Genomic DNA, 16,194 nt, shown 5'->3' with positions numbered 1-16,194 from the left:
GAACGAACGCAACCGTTGAGCCCGGCAGCGAGACGCTGCGGCGATAGTGAGAGGAACCTGGTGCCTGTGTCATCGAGTCCGGATCCGACGCCTCCGGAGGAGGGCCGTCGGCCCGAACATCCACCGGTGACGCGGATCGAGGATCTCGCCGCCGCGATCGGCGCCGAGCTGACCGCGGTGGGGAACGAAGCGCCGGCCGGGGACACCTCGGTGACCGGCATCGATCTCCGGGCACAGGGCATCCGACCCGGCGATATCTTCGCGGCCCTGCCCGGTGCACGCGCGCACGGCGCGTCCTTCGCAGCCGAGGCCCTCGACCGGGGTGCCGTCGCCGTCCTCACCGATGCGGAGGGATGCGACCTCGTCGCTGCGGTCGCGTCCGGCCCCGTCGCGGTCCTGGTGCATCCCGATCCTCGTTCGGTACTGGGCGCTGCCTCGGCGACGGTGTACGGACATCCGTCCCGCCGGATGCGCGTCGTCGGCATCACCGGCACCTCCGGCAAGACGACCACCGCCTATCTCGTCGAAGCGGGGCTGTCCGCGGCCGGGCATGTCGCAGGTCTGGTGGGCACCGTCGAGACCCGCATCGACGGCATCCGGATACCCAGCGCCCTGACGACGCCGGAAGCTCCACAACTCCACGCTCTGTTCGCCGTCATGCTCGAACGCGGTGTCGACACCGTGGTGATGGAGGTGTCGAGCCATGCGCTGGCGCTCGGACGCGTCGACGCCACGGACTTCGACGTCGGTGCGTTCACCAATCTGTCGCAGGATCACCTCGACTTCCACAAGGACTTCGAGGATTACTTCGGCGCGAAAGCGCGACTGTTCGCGCACGACTCCCCGGTGCGAGCCGCCCGCGCGGTGGTATGCGTGGACGATCCCTGGGGCGAGCGGATGGCCGAGGTCGCCGCGACCGGCCGCGCCGGCGAGGACGCGGTGTGGACGCTCGGCACCGCACCGGGGACCCCGGCCGATTGGACGGTTTCCGACCCGACCACCGACCCCGACGGAGCGCAGGACTTCACGCTGACCGGACCCGCCGGCGACGGGCACCGCATGTCGGTCGCTCTGCCCGGGCGGTACAACGTCACCAACGCCGCCCTGGCGGCAGCGATCTGCACTGCCGTGGGCGCCGACCTCGACGCCGCGATCCGCGGCATCGCCACCGTCTCGGTTCCCGGACGGGTCGAACGTGTCGAGCGAGGACAGGACTTTCTCGCGATCGTGGACTACGCCCACAAACCCGCGGCTCTCTCGGCGGTGGTGGACACTCTGCGCGGCAGCGCCACCGGCCGGATCGCGGTCGTCGTCGGGGCCGGAGGAGACCGCGATCGCGGTAAGCGACCGCTCATGGGCGAGGTCGCCGCTCGCGGAGCCGATCTGCTCATCGTCACCGACGACAACCCCCGCAGCGAGAACGCCGCCGCGATCCGCGCGGCGGTGCTCGACGGGGCATGGGCCGTCCCCGGCACTGAACGCGGTGACATCCTCGAGATCGGCGACCGTGCGGCCGCCATCGATGCCGCCGTGCAGTGGGCCCGCCCGGGGGATGTCGTCCTCGTCGCCGGTAAAGGCCACGAGACCGGTCAGGAAATAGACGGCACGAAGCATCCTTTCGACGACCGAGAGGTGCTGGCCGCGTCCATCGACCGCCGCAGCACCTCCGGGTACGACGGTCACATCCCGCCCGCTGTGGGCGGTCCGCATCACGGAGGCACTGCATGATCCCGATGACACTCGAACGCATCGCGGAGGTGGTCGGGGGAACGCTCTACGACACCGATGATCCGTCCGCCGAGGTGACCGGCACGGTGGAGTTCGATTCCCGGAAGATCGGCCCCGGGGGCCTGTTCCTCGCGCTGCCCGGCGCCCGGTCGGACGGCCACGACCACGCGGCCGCAGCGATCGAGGCCGGGGCGGTCGCGGTGCTTGCGGCGCGACCGGTCGGTGTTCCCGCGATCGTGGTGCCGGCGCTCGCCCCCACCGACACCAACGCGCTCGCCCTCGAGCACGACGCCGACGGTTCGGGCGCTGCGGTCCTCGCGGCGCTGGCCGCTCTGGCACGGTCGGTCGTCGACACCCTCACCGCACGCGGGCTGACGGTCGTCGGCGTCACCGGATCTGCCGGCAAGACGTCGACCAAGGATCTGCTCGCGGCGGTGCTCTCACCCCTCGGCCCGGTGATCGCCCCGCCCGGATCGTTCAACAATGAACTGGGTCATCCGTGGACGGCGTTGCGCGCCACCGAGGACACCCGGTTCCTCGTGCTGGAGATGTCCGCGCGTGGTCGCGGGCACATCGCGACACTGGCCGCCATCGCACCGCCGAAGATCGGCGTGGTGCTCAACGTCGGCACCGCGCACCTCGGCGAGTTCGGGTCGCAGGAAGTCATCGCCCAAACAAAGGGCGAACTGGTCGAGGCACTGCCCGACGCCTCGGAGGGTGGCGTCGCGGTGCTCAACGCAGACGATCTCCTCGTGGCGCAGATGGCAGCGCGGACAACGGCACGCGTGGTGTGGGTCGGCAGCGGAGACTCTGCCCATATCCGCGCCGAAGACGTGCGCCTCGACGACGAGGCGCGGGCGTCGTTCACCGCCGTCTTCCGCGAGGACGCGGGGGAGCGCCGCGTACCGGTGACCCTCGCGGTGCACGGTGAGCACCAGGTCTCCAACGCCCTGTCGGCCCTCGCCGTCGCGGTCGAGTGCGGGGCGACCCCCGAGCAGGCCGCCGGCGCTCTCGCCGCCGCATCGCCCGTATCGGCGCACCGTATGGCGGTGCGCACGCGCGCCGACGGCGTCACGATCATCGACGACGCCTACAACGCCAACCCCGATTCGATGCGGGCGGGTATCAAAGCACTGGTGACGATGGCGCGAGCCGGAAACACCCGTCGCCGCACCTTCGCGGTGCTCGGCGAGATGGCAGAACTCGGCGACGACTCCGTCGTCCAGCACGACGCGATCGGCCGGCTCGCGGTCCGGCTCGACGTCAGCCGCGTCATCGCGGTCGGACCCACGAGACAGGTCCGTGGCCTCTACCAGGGCGCTGTGATGGAAGGATCCTGGGGCGAGGAAGCCTGCCACGTGCCCGACGCGGACGCGGCGATCGCTCTTCTCCGTGCAGAACTGGAGCCGGGCGACATCGTTCTCGTCAAGGCGTCACAATCGGTCGGACTGTGGGCGGTGGCCGATGCCCTGCTCGGCGACCCAGCCGACAACACCGCTGCTACGGGGACGGAGGACGCCCGGTGAGACAGATTCTCTTTGCCGCAGGTATCGCACTTGCGGTGTCGATCCTGCTCACCCCGGTCCTCATCAAAGCCTTCTCCCGGCAGGGCTTCGGCCAGGAGATCCGGGTGGAGGGCCCGCAGAGCCATCAGGCCAAGCGCGGCACGCCCACGATGGGCGGCGTCGCGATTCTCGCCGGCCTGTGGGCCGGATACTGGGGGTCGCACCTGATCGGCCTGGGCTACGACGCTCAGGGACCCACGGCGTCGGGCCTGCTCGTCCTCGGCCTGACCACCGCGTTGGGCGGCGTCGGTTTCCTCGACGACTTCATCAAGATCCGCAAGCAGCGCAACTTGGGGCTGAACAAGACGGCCAAGCTCGTCGGCCAGCTGGTCGCAGCCGTGGCCTTCGGCATCCTCGCGCTGCAGTTCCGCAACAGTGACGGACTGACGCCGGCCAGCACCGACCTGTCGTACGTGCGCGACATCGCCACGGTGTCGATGGGTTCGATCGTGTTCATCCTCTTCGTCTATCTGCTGGTCAGCGCGTGGTCGAACGCGGTGAACCTCACGGACGGGCTCGACGGGCTCGCCGCGGGCTCGATGGCGCTCGTGCTCGGTGCGTACGTGATCATCACGTTCTGGCAGTACCGCAATGCGTGCGTGGTCGAACCGACCGCCGGGTGCTACGACGTCCGCGACCCGCTCGACCTCGCGCTGCTGTGCGCGGCCGCAGCGGCCGCGTGCATCGGCTTCCTGTGGTGGAACGCCGCTCCCGCGAAGATCTTCATGGGCGACACCGGTTCGCTCGCCCTCGGCGGGATGCTCGCCGGTCTGTCGGTCACCACCCGCACCGAACTGCTCATGGTCGTCATCGGCGCGCTGTTCGTCGCCGAAGCCGCGTCGGTGGTCATCCAGGTGGCGGTGTTCCGCTCCAGCCGACGGCGCGTGTTCCGCATGGCGCCGTTCCACCACCACTTCGAACTCGGCGGATGGGCGGAAACCACGGTCATCATCCGGTTCTGGTTGCTCGCCGCCATCGCCTCGGCGATCGGCCTCGCCCTGTTCTACAGCGAGTACCTCGCGGCGATCGGGGACTGACGCCATGACCTACGATCTCGAGCGACTGCGCGGAGCCCGCGTCCTCGTCGCGGGTGCCGGGGTGTCGGGCCGGGCGACGATCGCGCCGCTGTCCCATCTCGGCGCCCACGTCACCGTCACGGACCGCAACGCCGATGCGCTGGCACGGTGCGCCGAACTGGGAGCCGACACGGTCGAGCTGGACCGCCTGCTCGAAGACAACACGTCGCTGCGTGATTTCGCCCTGGTCGTCACGAGCCCCGGTTTTCCGCCGAGCGCACCGCTGTTGTCGCGGGCGGCCGGTGCCGCCCTTCCCATCTGGGGCGATATCGAGTTGTCGTGGCGCATCGACCGGGCGGAGATCTACGGTCCTGCCCGCAGGTGGCTGGTGGTGACGGGCACCAACGGCAAGACCACCACGACGACGATGCTGCACGCGATCCTCGAGGCTGCCGGGATCCCCAGCGCGGCCTGCGGCAACATCGGTCTGCCGGTGCTCGACGTGCTTCGCCGCAGTGAGCCCCGCGCGGATGTGCTGGCTGTCGAACTGTCGTCGTTCCAGCTGCATTGGGCTCCGTCGGTGCGGCCCGACGCCGGCGTGATCCTCAACATCGCCGAAGACCATCTCGACTGGCACGGCGGCATCGAGAACTACATCGAGGCGAAGCTTCGCGCGCTGACCGGGACCGTCGGGGTGCTCGGACTCGACGACCCCATCGCAGGGTCGCTGCGCGACCGATCGCGCGCCGTCTTCACCGTCGGATTCACGCTCGGCTATCCCGATGCCGGCGAACTCGGGATCAGCGGCGACGTTCTCGTCGACCGCGCGTTCGCGGACTCCGCGGTGCTCGCGTCCGTCGACGACGTCACACCTCCGGGGCCCGCGGGCCTGTCCGATGCGCTGGCGGCAGCGGCGCTCGCCCGTGCCATCGACGTCCCGGAATCGGCCGTGCACGACGGGCTGCTGCGGCACCGGGTCGGGCCGCATCGCGCCGCACCCGTCGGGGTCGTCGACCAGGTCCACTACATCGACGACTCGAAGGCCACCAACCCGCACGCCGCGCGCAGTTCACTTCTCGCCCACGATCGCGTGGTGTGGATCGCTGGAGGCCTCCTCAAAGGCGCCCGCGTCGACGATCTCGTGGTCGAAGTGGCACCGCGGCTCTCCGCGGTGGTGCTGCTCGGACGTGACGCCGGGGAGATTGCCGACGCACTCACGCGACACGCACCCGAGGTCCCCGTGGTGCTGGTGGACACGCGCGACGATGGTGCGATGACCAGTGAGCTCCCCGGAGAGGCGCGTGGGCAGGCCGGACCGAGACGAGTCGCCGTGCCCGGCGCCGACGCCCCCACGGCGATGCGTGTCGCCGTGCAGGAGGCCGCCGCGCTCGCCCGGCCCGGTGAGGCGGTGTTGCTGGCGCCGGCCGCCGCGTCGCTCGACATGTTCGCCGACTACGCGCAACGCGGTCGCAGTTTCGTCGCCGCTGTGGAAGAACTCCGCCGGGGCGGGACCGAGCGGTGATCTCGAAGCCAGGCCGAGCGTCCCGACGTCCGGCCGTGGAGGCCCGTGGCGGGCGGCTCGGCGCGTGGATGGCCCGGCCACTCGCATCGTTCCACCTCGTGGTGACGATCGCCGTGCTGCTCACCGTGCTCGGCCTGGTGATGGTGCTGTCGTCGTCCAGCGTCGGGGCCGTGGTGTCGGTGGGGTCCGCCTACGGGCTGTTCACCTCCCAGCTGGTCTTCGCCGCGATCGGCATGGTCATCTTCTATATCGCGTTGCAGATACCGGTCCGGTTGCTGCGCAAGTACTCGTTCGTCGCATTCGCAGCGTCGGTCGCCGCGCTCGTCCTGGTGCTTATCCCCGGCATCGGCACCCTCTCGCAGGGCACACGAGGCTGGTTCGTCGTCTTCGGAGTGTCCCTGCAGCCGTCCGAGGTCGCCAAGATCACGCTCGCATTGTGGGGCGCCCACCTGCTGGCATCGCGACGCGCAGAGAACTCCACGCTCAAGGAGATGCTCGTCCCGCTCCTCCCCGCCGCGCTGGTCGTGACGGGGCTGATCGTGTTGCAGCCCGACCTCGGTACCACGGTGTCGCTGGTCATCATCGTGCTGGCGCTGCTGTGGTTCGCCGGGTTGCCGCTCAAGGTGTACCTCGGGATGCTCGGGACCGCGGTCGCGCTCGCGGCGATCCTCGCGGTCACCGCCGGTTACCGCTCACAGCGCGTGCGCGCCTTCTTCAATCCGGGCGACGACCCCCAGGGCATCGGATATCAGGCACGCCAGGCCAAGTTCTCGCTGGCGGACGGGGGGCTGTGGGGCCGCGGCCTCGGCCAGAGCCGCGCGAAGTGGAGCTACCTTCCGAACGCGCACAACGACTTCATCTTCGCGATCATCGGCGAAGAACTCGGTTTTCTCGGCGGCGCCGCGGTCATCGGCCTGTTCGGCCTGTTCGCCTTCGTCGGGCTCCGCATCGCGATGCGGTCGGTCGACCCGTTCCTGCGTCTGTTCACCGCCACGGCGACCACCTGGATCATCGGCCAGGCCTTCATCAACATCGGCTACGTCGTCGGTGTGCTCCCCGTGACGGGTCTCCAGTTGCCGCTGGTGTCCGCCGGTGGCACCTCGACCGCGACGACACTTCTCATGTTCGGGCTGATCGCCAATGCTGCCCGCCACGAACCGGAGGCCATCGCCGCACTCCAGGCGGGCCAGGACGGCCGGTTCGCGCGGCTGATCCGGTTGCGGCAACCGGAACCGTACCTGCCGCCCCGGGGCGGAACGCGTACCGTCACAGCACGGGCAGCCCAGCGCCGTGGAGACCCGCGGGCCGCCGGCCGCGACGACCGTGGCCGTTCTGCCGGTGCCGGTACCCGGACGCGCCGCGCGCCCGCCCGGGTGGACGGCGCACCCACGCGCAGAGCCGAACCCGCACGGGAATCGGCCCGTGCCGCCCGTCAGAAGACCGCCCGCACCACACGCGGTGCGAATGGACGAACCGGAGAGCGAGGGAATCGTAGGTGAGTGGGGAGAAGTCTGCCCTGTCCGTGGTGGTGGCCGGAGGTGGGACCGCCGGCCACATCGAACCGGCACTCGCCGTGGCCGATGCCGTCCGGGAACTCGTGCCCGATGCGAGGATCACCGCGCTCGGCACCGCGCGCGGATTGGAGACGACGCTCGTGCCGCGGCGCGGGTATCCCCTCGAGCTGATCCCGCCGGTGCCCCTGCCCCGCAAGCCGACCCTCGACCTGGCGAAGCTGCCCGCCCGTGTGGTGGCCTCGGTGCGCCGCACCCGCGAAATCCTCGACGAGGTCGATGCCGACATCGTCGTCGGGTTCGGTGGATACGTCGCGTTGCCCGCCTATCTCGCCGCCGGCGCCGGACCGCTCCGGAGGCGGCGTCGCATCCCCGTGATCGTGCACGAGGCCAACGCGAGCGCCGGTATTGCGAATCGGATCGGCGCGCTGCGCGCCGAACGGGTACTCGCGGCAGTGCCGGGATCGGGGATCCTCCGCCGCGGTGACGCGCAGATCGTCGGTATTCCGGTGCGCTCGTCCATCACCCGTCTCGACCGTCGTGCGCTGCGGGCTGAGGCGCGCCGCCACTTCGGGCTGCCCGACGACGTGCCGGTACTGCTCGTCTTCGGCGGATCCCAGGGCGCACGCTCGATCAACGAGGCAGTCGTCGGGGCATCCGGCGCGCTGGCCGAGGCGGGGATCGCCGTGCTGCATGCGCACGGTCCGAAGAACACCGTGAGCGTTCCTTCCCATCCCGGCCATGCGACCGCGCCGTACGTCGCGGTGCCGTACCTCGAGCGCATGGACCTCGCCTACTCGGCGGCCGACGCCGTCGTGTGCCGTTCGGGTGCGATGACCGTCGCGGAGGTGTCGGCCGTGGGACTGCCCGCGGTATACGTGCCGCTTCCACACGGAAACGGGGAACAGGCACTCAACGCCCGTCCCGTCGCCGCCGCCGGGGGTGCGATGATTGTCGCGGACGGCGATCTGACGCCCGAGTACATCGCCGGCACTGTGGTCCCGCTCCTGCGCGACCGGCAGCGAATCGACGAGATGGGCCGGCGTGCGGGCGCGGCCGGACACCGCAGTGCCGCCGACGAAGTGGCACGAATCGTGCTGGACGTGGCCGGTACGGAACCGAACAGGAGCGAACGATGAGTGCGCAGTTGCCCGCAGAACTCCAGCGGGTGCACATGGTCGGGATCGGCGGCGCCGGAATGTCCGGTATCGCACGCATCCTCCTGGCTCGCGGCGGACAGGTATCCGGGTCGGATGCGAAGGAGAGCCGCGGCGTGCTCGCACTGCGAGCGCGCGGCGCCCAGGTTCGCATCGGGCACGACGCCGGTGCCCTCGACCTGCTCGAGGGCGGTCCGACCGCGGTGGTGACCACGTTCGCCGCGATCCCGCAGAACAATCCCGAACTGGTCGCGGCACGGCAGCGCGGTATCCCGATCCTGCTGCGGCCTACGGTCCTCGCATCGTTGATGCGCGGGCACCGGACCTTCCTCGTCTCCGGTACGCACGGCAAGACCTCGACCACGTCGATGCTGGTGGTCGCGCTGCAGCACTGCGGGTTCGACCCGTCCTTCGCGGTCGGCGGTGAACTCAACGAATCCGGCACCAACGCCCATCACGGCAGTGGGGACGTCTTCGTCGCCGAGGCCGACGAGAGCGACGGCTCGCTCCTGCAGTACGACCCCGACACCATCATCGTCACGAACATCGAGCCCGACCATCTGGACTACTTCGGCACTCCCGAGGCCTACACCCGCGTGTTCGACGACTTCGTCGCGCGCCTGCCCGAAGGTGGGCTGCTCGTGGTGTGTCTCGACGACCCGGGTTCGGCCGCGCTCGCCGAGCGTGTCGTCGCGTCGGGCCGCCGCGACCTGCGGATCCTCGGGTACGGCACGTCCGATGTCATCGGCACGGATCCCGAATACCGTGGCGTGCCTGTGGGCGTGCGACTGCTGGACTGGGAAGCCAAGGACATCGGCGGTGTCGCCGAGTTCCATCTCACCGGTGAAGAGGGTCCGCGCACGGTGCGCCTGTCGGTGCCCGGCCGGCACATGGCGCTCAACGCTCTCGCGGCGTTGCTCGGGGCACTCGACGCCGGTGCCCAGGTCGACGAAGCGATCGAGGGTCTCGCGGGATTCGGTGGGGTACACCGCCGTTTCCAGTACACCGGCCGCGAACACGGCGTGCGGGTGTTCGACGACTACGCGCACCATCCCACCGAGGTCCGGGCCGTTCTGGCCGCAGCCGCCGAACTGGTCGCGGGGGAACCGCTGCGGTACACCGAATCCGGGACGGAACGTCCCCGGGTGATCGTGGTGTTCCAGCCCCATCTGTATTCGCGGACAGAGACGTTCGCCACCGAGTTCGGTGCCGCGCTCGATCTCGCGGACGAGGTGGTCGTCCTCGACGTGTACGGAGCCCGTGAGGAACCGATTCCGGGGGTGAGCGGCGCACTGGTCGCGCGGGCGGTGACCAAACCGGTGCACTATCAACCGGATCTGTCCGCGGTGCCCCGTCAGGTGGCGAACCTCAGCCGACCCGGTGACATCGTGATCACCATGGGCGCGGGCGATGTCACGATGCTCGGCCGGCAGATTCTCGACGCCCTGCACAGCCGGCCCAGCCGGTTCCGGTCCACCGCTTCCGGACCGGAGTCGGCAGGCTCGTGACGCCCTCCTCCACCCGAACGCGGGATCGACGCGACCGCAACACCGCCCGGCGCCCGTCGGGTCGTTCCGTGCGGGTGCGAACGGTGTTCCTCGGCGCCGGTGTCGTGGTGGCATTGCTCGCCGCGATCGCCGTCGCCTGGTTCTCGCCGCTGTTGTCGGTGCGCACCATCGACGTCGAAGGAATCGGCGTCGTGACACGGGAAGAGGTGCTCGACGCGCTCGCGGTCGCAGAAGGCACACCGCTGCTCCAGGTCGATACCGCCGCGGCAGCGCAGCGCGTCGCGACTCTCCCGCGTGCGGCGTCCGTCCGGGTGCAGCGTGAGTACCCGTCGTCGGTGCGGGTGACTGTCACCGAGCGTCAAGCGGTCCTGTATTTCGAGGCGTCCGACGGCACCCACTCGGTCGACGCCGAGGGCGTCGATTTCGCGGTCGAACCACCGCCGCTCCTGACTCCCCGTCTCGTCACCGCGACACCGGGCACCGGCGATCCCGCGACGGTGGCCGCGGTGCGCGTGCTCGACGTGCTGCCACCGGAACTCGGTGTGCAGGTCGACGCCGTGGAAGCCCGCTCGGAGACGGATATCTCGCTCGTTCTGGCGGACGGCCGGGTGGTGGTGTGGGGGAGTGTGGAAAGATCGGAACGCAAGGCAGCGGTGATTCTTCCGTTGCTCACCCAGCCAGGTCAGCAGTTCGATGTCGCCAGCCCGGACCTCCCGACGGTCCGCTGAGGAGATCGCCGCGAAATTCGTGCGCTCTCTCCGGCGAGTCCACTAGCAAATCCCCGTTGTGGTGCCATAGCGTTTCGAACCAGTCGCGCACTTGACATCACCTTCAAGCTATGGTTGAGGGTTTTCACGGTGGCGGCGACATCGATTGATCGAAGCGTGACCCGAAAACCCAGGAAGGCGAGAGCCCATGACGCCCCCGCACAACTACCTCGCCGTAATCAAGGTCGTCGGTATCGGCGGTGGCGGCGTGAACGCGGTCAACCGCATGATCGAGCAGGGACTCAAAGGAGTCGAGTTCATTGCCGTCAACACCGACGCGCAGGCTCTGCTGATGTCCGACGCCGACGTCAAACTCGACGTCGGCCGTGAACTGACCCGCGGACTCGGCGCCGGCGCCGACCCCGAGGTGGGCCGCAAGGCCGCCGAGGACCACAAGGACGAGATCGAAGAGGTGCTCAAGGGCGCCGACATGGTCTTCGTGACTGCCGGCGAGGGCGGCGGAACCGGCACCGGTGGCGCACCCGTCGTCGCGAGCATCGCCCGCAAACTCGGCGCCCTCACCGTCGGCGTCGTCACGCGTCCGTTCTCGTTCGAAGGCAAGCGGCGCGGGAGCCAGGCAGACAACGGCATCCAGTCGCTGCGCGAATCCTGCGACACGCTCATCGTGATCCCCAACGACCGGCTGCTCCAGCTCGGGGACGCCGCGGTGAGCCTCATGGACGCCTTCCGTTCCGCCGACGAGGTGCTCCTCAACGGCGTTCAGGGCATCACGGACCTCATCACCACCCCGGGTCTGATCAACGTCGACTTCGCCGACGTGAAGGGCGTGATGTCCGGCGCGGGATCCGCACTCATGGGTATCGGCTCGTCGCGGGGTGAGGGTCGCGCGATCAAGGCCGCCGAGGCCGCGATCAATTCGCCGCTGCTCGAAGCGTCGATGGAAGGCGCACGGGGCGTGCTGCTCTCCATCGCCGGCGGTTCGGATCTCGGCCTGTTCGAGATCAACGAAGCGGCATCGCTCGTGCAGGAAGCCGCGCACATCGACGCCAACATCATCTTCGGCACGGTCATCGACGACTCGCTCGGAGACGAGGTGCGGGTCACCGTGATCGCCGCCGGCTTCGATGCCGGCACTCCCGCCCGCCGACCGGTGGAATCCGCTCAGCCGGCACAGACCACCACCCGCTCCGCGGGCATCGGGGCCGGGCGGGCCGGTGAACTCGGCCGTTCCGAGCGTGAGAACGCGGACGCGGTTTCGTCCCGGGAGCCCGCTTCCACGCCGGTGGGCGGCGGTCTTCCGCCGACGACCGGTGGAGCTCAGCCCCGTCCCGTCGACGACGAGGACGACGGCGACGACGTGGACGTGCCGATCTTCATGCGCCGTTGACCGATTCGCACACCGGGTTGCGTTCTCGCCGGGTCGTGACCACACGAGCCGGCGGGATCTCGGCCCCGCCCTACGACAGTTTCAACCTCGCCGGCCATGTCGGCGACGATCCCGCGGCTGTGGCCGCCAATCGTCGCCGGCTGGCATCGGTGATCGGCTTGCCCGAAGAACGCTTCGTCTGGATGGAGCAGATCCACAGCCGGAACGTGACGGTGGTGGACGGCCCGGTGCAGGGGGAGGTTCCCGCAACCGACGCCCTCGTGACACGGGCGACGGATCTTGCCCTCGTTGCCCTCAGCGCCGACTGTGTGTCGATTCTGCTGTCGGACGACGAGGCGGGGGTCATCGCGGCGGTGCACGCGGGGCGTGTCGGTGCCCGGATCGGGATCCTCCCGCGCGTACTCGACGTGATGCGCGATCTCGGCGCACGACCGGAACGCATTGCCGCGCTGCTCGGTCCGGCCGCCAGTGGGGCCAACTACGAGGTTCCGGCCGCGATGCGTGACGACGTGGAGGCGCATCTCCCCGGCAGTGCCACCCGAACAGCCCGTGGCACACCCGGTCTCGACCTCCGCGCGGGACTGAGGAGGCAACTCCTCGACCACGGTGTCACCTCGGTCGCCGAGGACCCGCGGTGCACGATCGAGGATCCGATGTTGTTCAGCCACCGGCGCAGTGCGCCCACCGGCCGGTTCGCCTCGGTGGTCTGGCTCGAGGACACCACCGCGGGCGGTGCGAAGGAGGACCCGGCGTGAACTCGGCCGAACAATCCCCGCAGGATCGCCGCGCGGAACTTTCCGCCCGATTGCAGGTTGTGCGTGAGCGTCTCGCTGCTGCAGCCCGCGCGGCAGGACGCGATCCGTCGGAGGTCTCGCTGTTGGTGGTGACCAAGTATTTTCCGGTCACCGATGCGGTGCTGCTCCACGAACTGGGTTGCCGCGCTTTCGGGGAGTCCCGGGAGCAGGAGGCGGCGGCGAAGATCGCGCAGTTCCGCGAGAGGGTGCCGGACGAGGTCGAGTGGCACATGATCGGCCGACTCCAACGGAACAAGGCGCGTGCCGTCGCACGCTGGGCGCACACGGTCCATTCGGTCGACAGTCTTCGGCTCGCCGGCGCTCTCGCCAAAGGTGTTGCCGCCGCGCAAGATTCAGGAGAACGCTCCACGCCGGTGCGGGTGCTGCTCCAGATCAGCCTCGACGGCGACCGCGAGCGCGGTGGGGTGGTCGCCGACGAACTGGACTCCCTTGCCGACGCCGTCGCCGATTCCGGTGAGCTCGAACTCGGGGGAGTGATGGGTGTCCCGCCACTCGGGTGGGAACCGGACGCGGCCTTCGAACGCCTGGCGGAACTGCACGCGCGGTTGCTCCAGCGATATCCCGGCGCAACGGAGTTGTCGGCGGGCATGTCGGGTGATCTTGAACACGCGGTGCGATGGGGATCCACTTGTGTGCGTGTCGGAACGGCTGTGCTGGGTATACGGCCGTTAGCCTGATGGGAACCGCCACGTGAGGGAAGGGCGATCGATGAGCACGCTCCACAAGTTCAAGGCCTACTTCGGAATGGTGCCGCTCGAGGATTACGAGGACGATTACCTCGATGATCCGTCGAGTGCGCGCCGTGAGCGGGATCGCGACTACGGCGAACCGCCGTACTCCTCGTACGCCCCGTCGCACCGCGACGAGTACCCGCCCGTCCGGCGTGACGACAGCGTCCGTGAATTCGCGGACGACGACTTCGATCGCTACGAACCGCCGGCCCGGGCTCCCCGGGTCGAGCCGATCACGGCGCGGGCACCCCGATCCGTAGCGCCGGCACGTGTGCCGGCCCGTTCGGCGCTCGGCGCCGAAGCTCGACTCGACCGCGTGGAACCCCGCCGCGGCGCTCTGTTCGACGAAGGTGGACCGTTGTCGAAGATCACCACCCTGCGACCCCGGGATTACGGGGAGGCACGCACCATCGGCGAGCGGTTCCGCGATGGCACGCCGGTGATCATGGATCTGGTGGAGATGAGCAACGCCGACGCCAAGCGACTCGTCGACTTCGCGGCGGGCCTCGCCTTCGCCTTGCGGGGTTCTTTCGACAAGGTCGCGACGAAAGTGTTCCTTCTCTCGCCCGCAGATATCGACGTCTCCGCCGAAGAACGCAAGCGCATCGCGGAGACCGGCTTCTACAACCAGCAGTAACCGACGCGCGCCGTCACCCTCACGGCTCGCGAACACGCCCGGCCATGATGCAGATCACTGCAGGCCGGGCGTTTCGGTTTGGCTAGCTTGTGTTCGTCGGGCATTGTGGAAACGTGGCCGTATTCGAGGTGCTCTGGTTCCTGCTCTTCATCTTCTGGCTTCTGCTGATCGGGCGGATCATCGTCGAGTTCATCAGGACTTTCGCTCGGGACTGGAAGCCCTCGGGTTTCGTCGTGGTGGTGCTCGAGGCAATCTTCACCGTCACCGATCCGCCGGTGAAGTTGTTGCGGCGGTTGATTCCGCCGCTCAATCTCGGCGGTGTCCGGCTCGACCTTTCGATCATGGTCCTGCTGTTCATCGTGTACTTCCTCATGGCGTTCCTGCCGCGTGGCGGGGTTGTATGACGCGCCGTCCCGGCGCGGCCACGAGGCTCGTGACGACCGCGATGTGCCAGAATGGGAAGCCGGATACAGTGAGTTTTGATACGCGTGACGCACTGTCGATAACACCGAACGCCTGCTTGACCGCTTATTTGACGCGTGAAGGGACCCTTCCATGCCGCTGACACCAGCTGATGTGCACAATGTCGCGTTCAGCAAGCCCCCTATCGGGAAGCGCGGATACAACGAGGACGAGGTCGACGCATTCCTCGATCTCGTCGAGCAGGAATTGACCTCCCTGATCGAGGAGAACGCCGACCTCCGTCAGCGCGTGGCCGAACTCGACCAGGAGCTGGCCGAGGCCAAGAAGGCCCCGCGCTCGGCGTCCTCCGCTCCGGCAGCCCAGGCCAAGCCCGAGCCGGCACGGGTGGTCGAGACTGCGAAGCCGGAACCCGCACCGACGCCGGCGCCCGTGGCGGCTGCCGCGCCGACGAGCGGTGACGCCAGCATGCAGGCCGCCAAGGTGCTCGGACTTGCCCAGGAGATGGCCGACCGGCTCACCGGCGACGCCAAGACCGAGGCCGAAGAGCTCGTACGCAACGCGCGGACGAACTCGGAGCAGCTCGTCTCCGACGCGCGGACGCGCAGCGAAGCGATGATTGCCGACGCACGCCAGAAGTCCGACGCGATGCTGTCGGATGCGCGTACCCGGTCCGAGACGCAACTGCGTCAGGCCAAGGAGAAGGCCGATGCCCTCCAGGCCGACGCGGAGAAGAAGCACACCGAGATCATGGCGACGATCAACCAGCAGCGTTCGGTGCTGGAAGGACGAATCGAGCAGCTCAAGACGTTCGAGCGCGAGTACCGCGTCCGCCTGAAGTCGTACCTCGAATCGCAGCTCGAGGAACTCGAGCAGCGTGGCTCCGCGGTGCCCGTCGACGGCGGCCAGGATGCGTTCAATCAGTCCAATTCCTCGTCCTTCGGTTCCACGTCCTTCGCGAAGGGCACCAACTGACCGAGCTCTACGGTCGCTGTTGCCCCGCGGTTGAGGAGGAGCGTCGTGCTGGTCGTGACGCTGGTGCTCGCAGCAATCGGATTCGGTCTTCTCGTCATTGCGCTGATGACCGGTTCGGTGGTGTGGGCGTGGGGTTGCATCGCGGTGTGCGTGGTGGGGGCGGTGCTCCTGCTGGTCAGCGCACTCGGCGCGCGTAACGCGTCGGCAGGCGATCGCGCCGCCCGAACGGGCCGCTCGTCGTCTCGCACGCCGAAGAAGGCCCCGGAAGACCAGGGTTCCTCGGACGAGTGATCGCTCCCTACAATGGGAAGCGCACAATCGTCGAAGATGAGCAGTACCCCCGCCCAGCGGGGCGGCGTCGATCCGGCCATCACCGGGGAGCCTTCGGAAGAACAGCGATGCACCGCTCGTGTGGGCACCGCTCAGTAGAACCGAACGGGTGGGCCCGTCACAGCCCGAAGAACGAGTGGCTCGTTCCGCAGGAGCGAGCAAGC

At 69.0% G+C, this 16,194-nt stretch carries 15 protein-coding genes; all 15 read left to right on the top strand.

What is annotated here, in order from left to right; genetic code table 11:
- The first annotated feature begins 126 nt into the window (after nt 1–126).
- The 15 genes from HF877_RS05495 to HF877_RS05425 all read left to right on the top strand — a co-directional run bounded on the left by HF877_RS05495 (nt 127) and on the right by HF877_RS05425 (nt 15,991).
- Entirely contained in the window at nt 127–1,728 is a 1,602-nt protein-coding gene (locus HF877_RS05495; RefSeq protein WP_346765069.1) for a UDP-N-acetylmuramoyl-L-alanyl-D-glutamate--2,6-diaminopimelate ligase, read from the top strand.
- Nucleotides 1,725–3,254, top strand: coding sequence for a UDP-N-acetylmuramoyl-tripeptide--D-alanyl-D-alanine ligase (murF, locus tag HF877_RS05490; RefSeq protein ID WP_169620166.1), 1,530 nt, complete (start codon nt 1,725–1,727; stop codon nt 3,252–3,254). The genes HF877_RS05495 and murF overlap by 4 nt, the downstream gene beginning before the upstream one ends.
- The gene (mraY, locus tag HF877_RS05485) at nt 3,251–4,330 is read left to right on the top strand and encodes a phospho-N-acetylmuramoyl-pentapeptide-transferase (RefSeq protein WP_169620165.1); all 1,080 of its coding nucleotides are present in this window, start codon (nt 3,251–3,253) and stop codon (nt 4,328–4,330) included. The genes murF and mraY overlap by 4 nt, the downstream gene beginning before the upstream one ends.
- A gap of 4 nt (nt 4,331–4,334) precedes the next feature.
- Nucleotides 4,335–5,831 (top strand): UDP-N-acetylmuramoyl-L-alanine--D-glutamate ligase, encoded by a 1,497-nt coding sequence (gene murD, locus HF877_RS05480; protein ID WP_169620164.1) that lies wholly within the window; start codon nt 4,335–4,337, stop codon nt 5,829–5,831.
- A 68-nt stretch (nt 5,832–5,899) separates the two neighbouring features.
- Nucleotides 5,900–7,330 (top strand): putative lipid II flippase FtsW, encoded by a 1,431-nt coding sequence (ftsW, locus tag HF877_RS05475; protein WP_169620379.1) that lies wholly within the window; start codon nt 5,900–5,902, stop codon nt 7,328–7,330.
- Nucleotides 7,327–8,481 (top strand): undecaprenyldiphospho-muramoylpentapeptide beta-N-acetylglucosaminyltransferase, encoded by a 1,155-nt coding sequence (gene murG / locus HF877_RS05470; RefSeq protein ID WP_169620163.1) that lies wholly within the window; start codon nt 7,327–7,329, stop codon nt 8,479–8,481. The genes ftsW and murG overlap by 4 nt, the downstream gene beginning before the upstream one ends.
- A complete protein-coding gene (gene murC / locus HF877_RS05465) occupies nt 8,478–10,007 on the top strand; it encodes a UDP-N-acetylmuramate--L-alanine ligase (protein WP_169620162.1) in 1,530 nt (509 codons plus the stop codon). Before murG ends, murC begins: the two co-directional genes overlap by 4 nt.
- Nucleotides 10,008–10,075: 68 nt before the next feature.
- On the top strand, nt 10,076–10,735 hold the full coding sequence (locus tag HF877_RS05460) for an FtsQ-type POTRA domain-containing protein (RefSeq protein ID WP_169620161.1): 660 nt from the start codon (nt 10,076–10,078) through the stop codon (nt 10,733–10,735).
- Between the two features lie 187 nt (nt 10,736–10,922).
- Nucleotides 10,923–12,122, top strand: coding sequence for a cell division protein FtsZ (ftsZ, locus tag HF877_RS05455; RefSeq protein ID WP_169620160.1), 1,200 nt, complete (start codon nt 10,923–10,925; stop codon nt 12,120–12,122).
- Nucleotides 12,119–12,877, top strand: a complete 759-nt coding sequence (gene pgeF, locus HF877_RS05450; protein WP_169620159.1) for a peptidoglycan editing factor PgeF — start codon at nt 12,119–12,121, stop codon at nt 12,875–12,877. Before ftsZ ends, pgeF begins: the two co-directional genes overlap by 4 nt.
- Nucleotides 12,874–13,614 carry a YggS family pyridoxal phosphate-dependent enzyme gene (locus tag HF877_RS05445; RefSeq protein WP_169620158.1) on the top strand — a complete coding sequence of 247 codons (741 nt, stop codon included), beginning with the start codon at nt 12,874–12,876 and terminating at the stop codon, nt 13,612–13,614. Before pgeF ends, HF877_RS05445 begins: the two co-directional genes overlap by 4 nt.
- A gap of 31 nt (nt 13,615–13,645) precedes the next feature.
- Complete coding sequence (locus HF877_RS05440; protein WP_169620157.1) at nt 13,646–14,305, top strand: cell division protein SepF; 660 nt, start codon at nt 13,646–13,648, stop codon at nt 14,303–14,305.
- Nucleotides 14,306–14,418: 113 nt separating this feature from the next.
- Nucleotides 14,419–14,709 (top strand): YggT family protein, encoded by a 291-nt coding sequence (locus HF877_RS05435; RefSeq protein WP_169620156.1) that lies wholly within the window; start codon nt 14,419–14,421, stop codon nt 14,707–14,709.
- A gap of 151 nt (nt 14,710–14,860) precedes the next feature.
- On the top strand, nt 14,861–15,700 hold the full coding sequence (locus HF877_RS05430; protein WP_169620155.1) for a DivIVA domain-containing protein: 840 nt from the start codon (nt 14,861–14,863) through the stop codon (nt 15,698–15,700).
- A gap of 45 nt (nt 15,701–15,745) precedes the next feature.
- Complete coding sequence (locus HF877_RS05425) at nt 15,746–15,991, top strand: hypothetical protein (protein ID WP_169620154.1); 246 nt, start codon at nt 15,746–15,748, stop codon at nt 15,989–15,991.
- The last annotated feature ends 203 nt before the right edge of the window (nt 15,992–16,194 follow it).

This window comes from Rhodococcus sp. BL-253-APC-6A1W (assembly GCF_012843405.1).
Classification (GTDB): domain Bacteria; phylum Actinomycetota; class Actinomycetes; order Mycobacteriales; family Mycobacteriaceae; genus Rhodococcus.
This window is presented reverse-complemented; position numbering and strand designations above follow the sequence as displayed.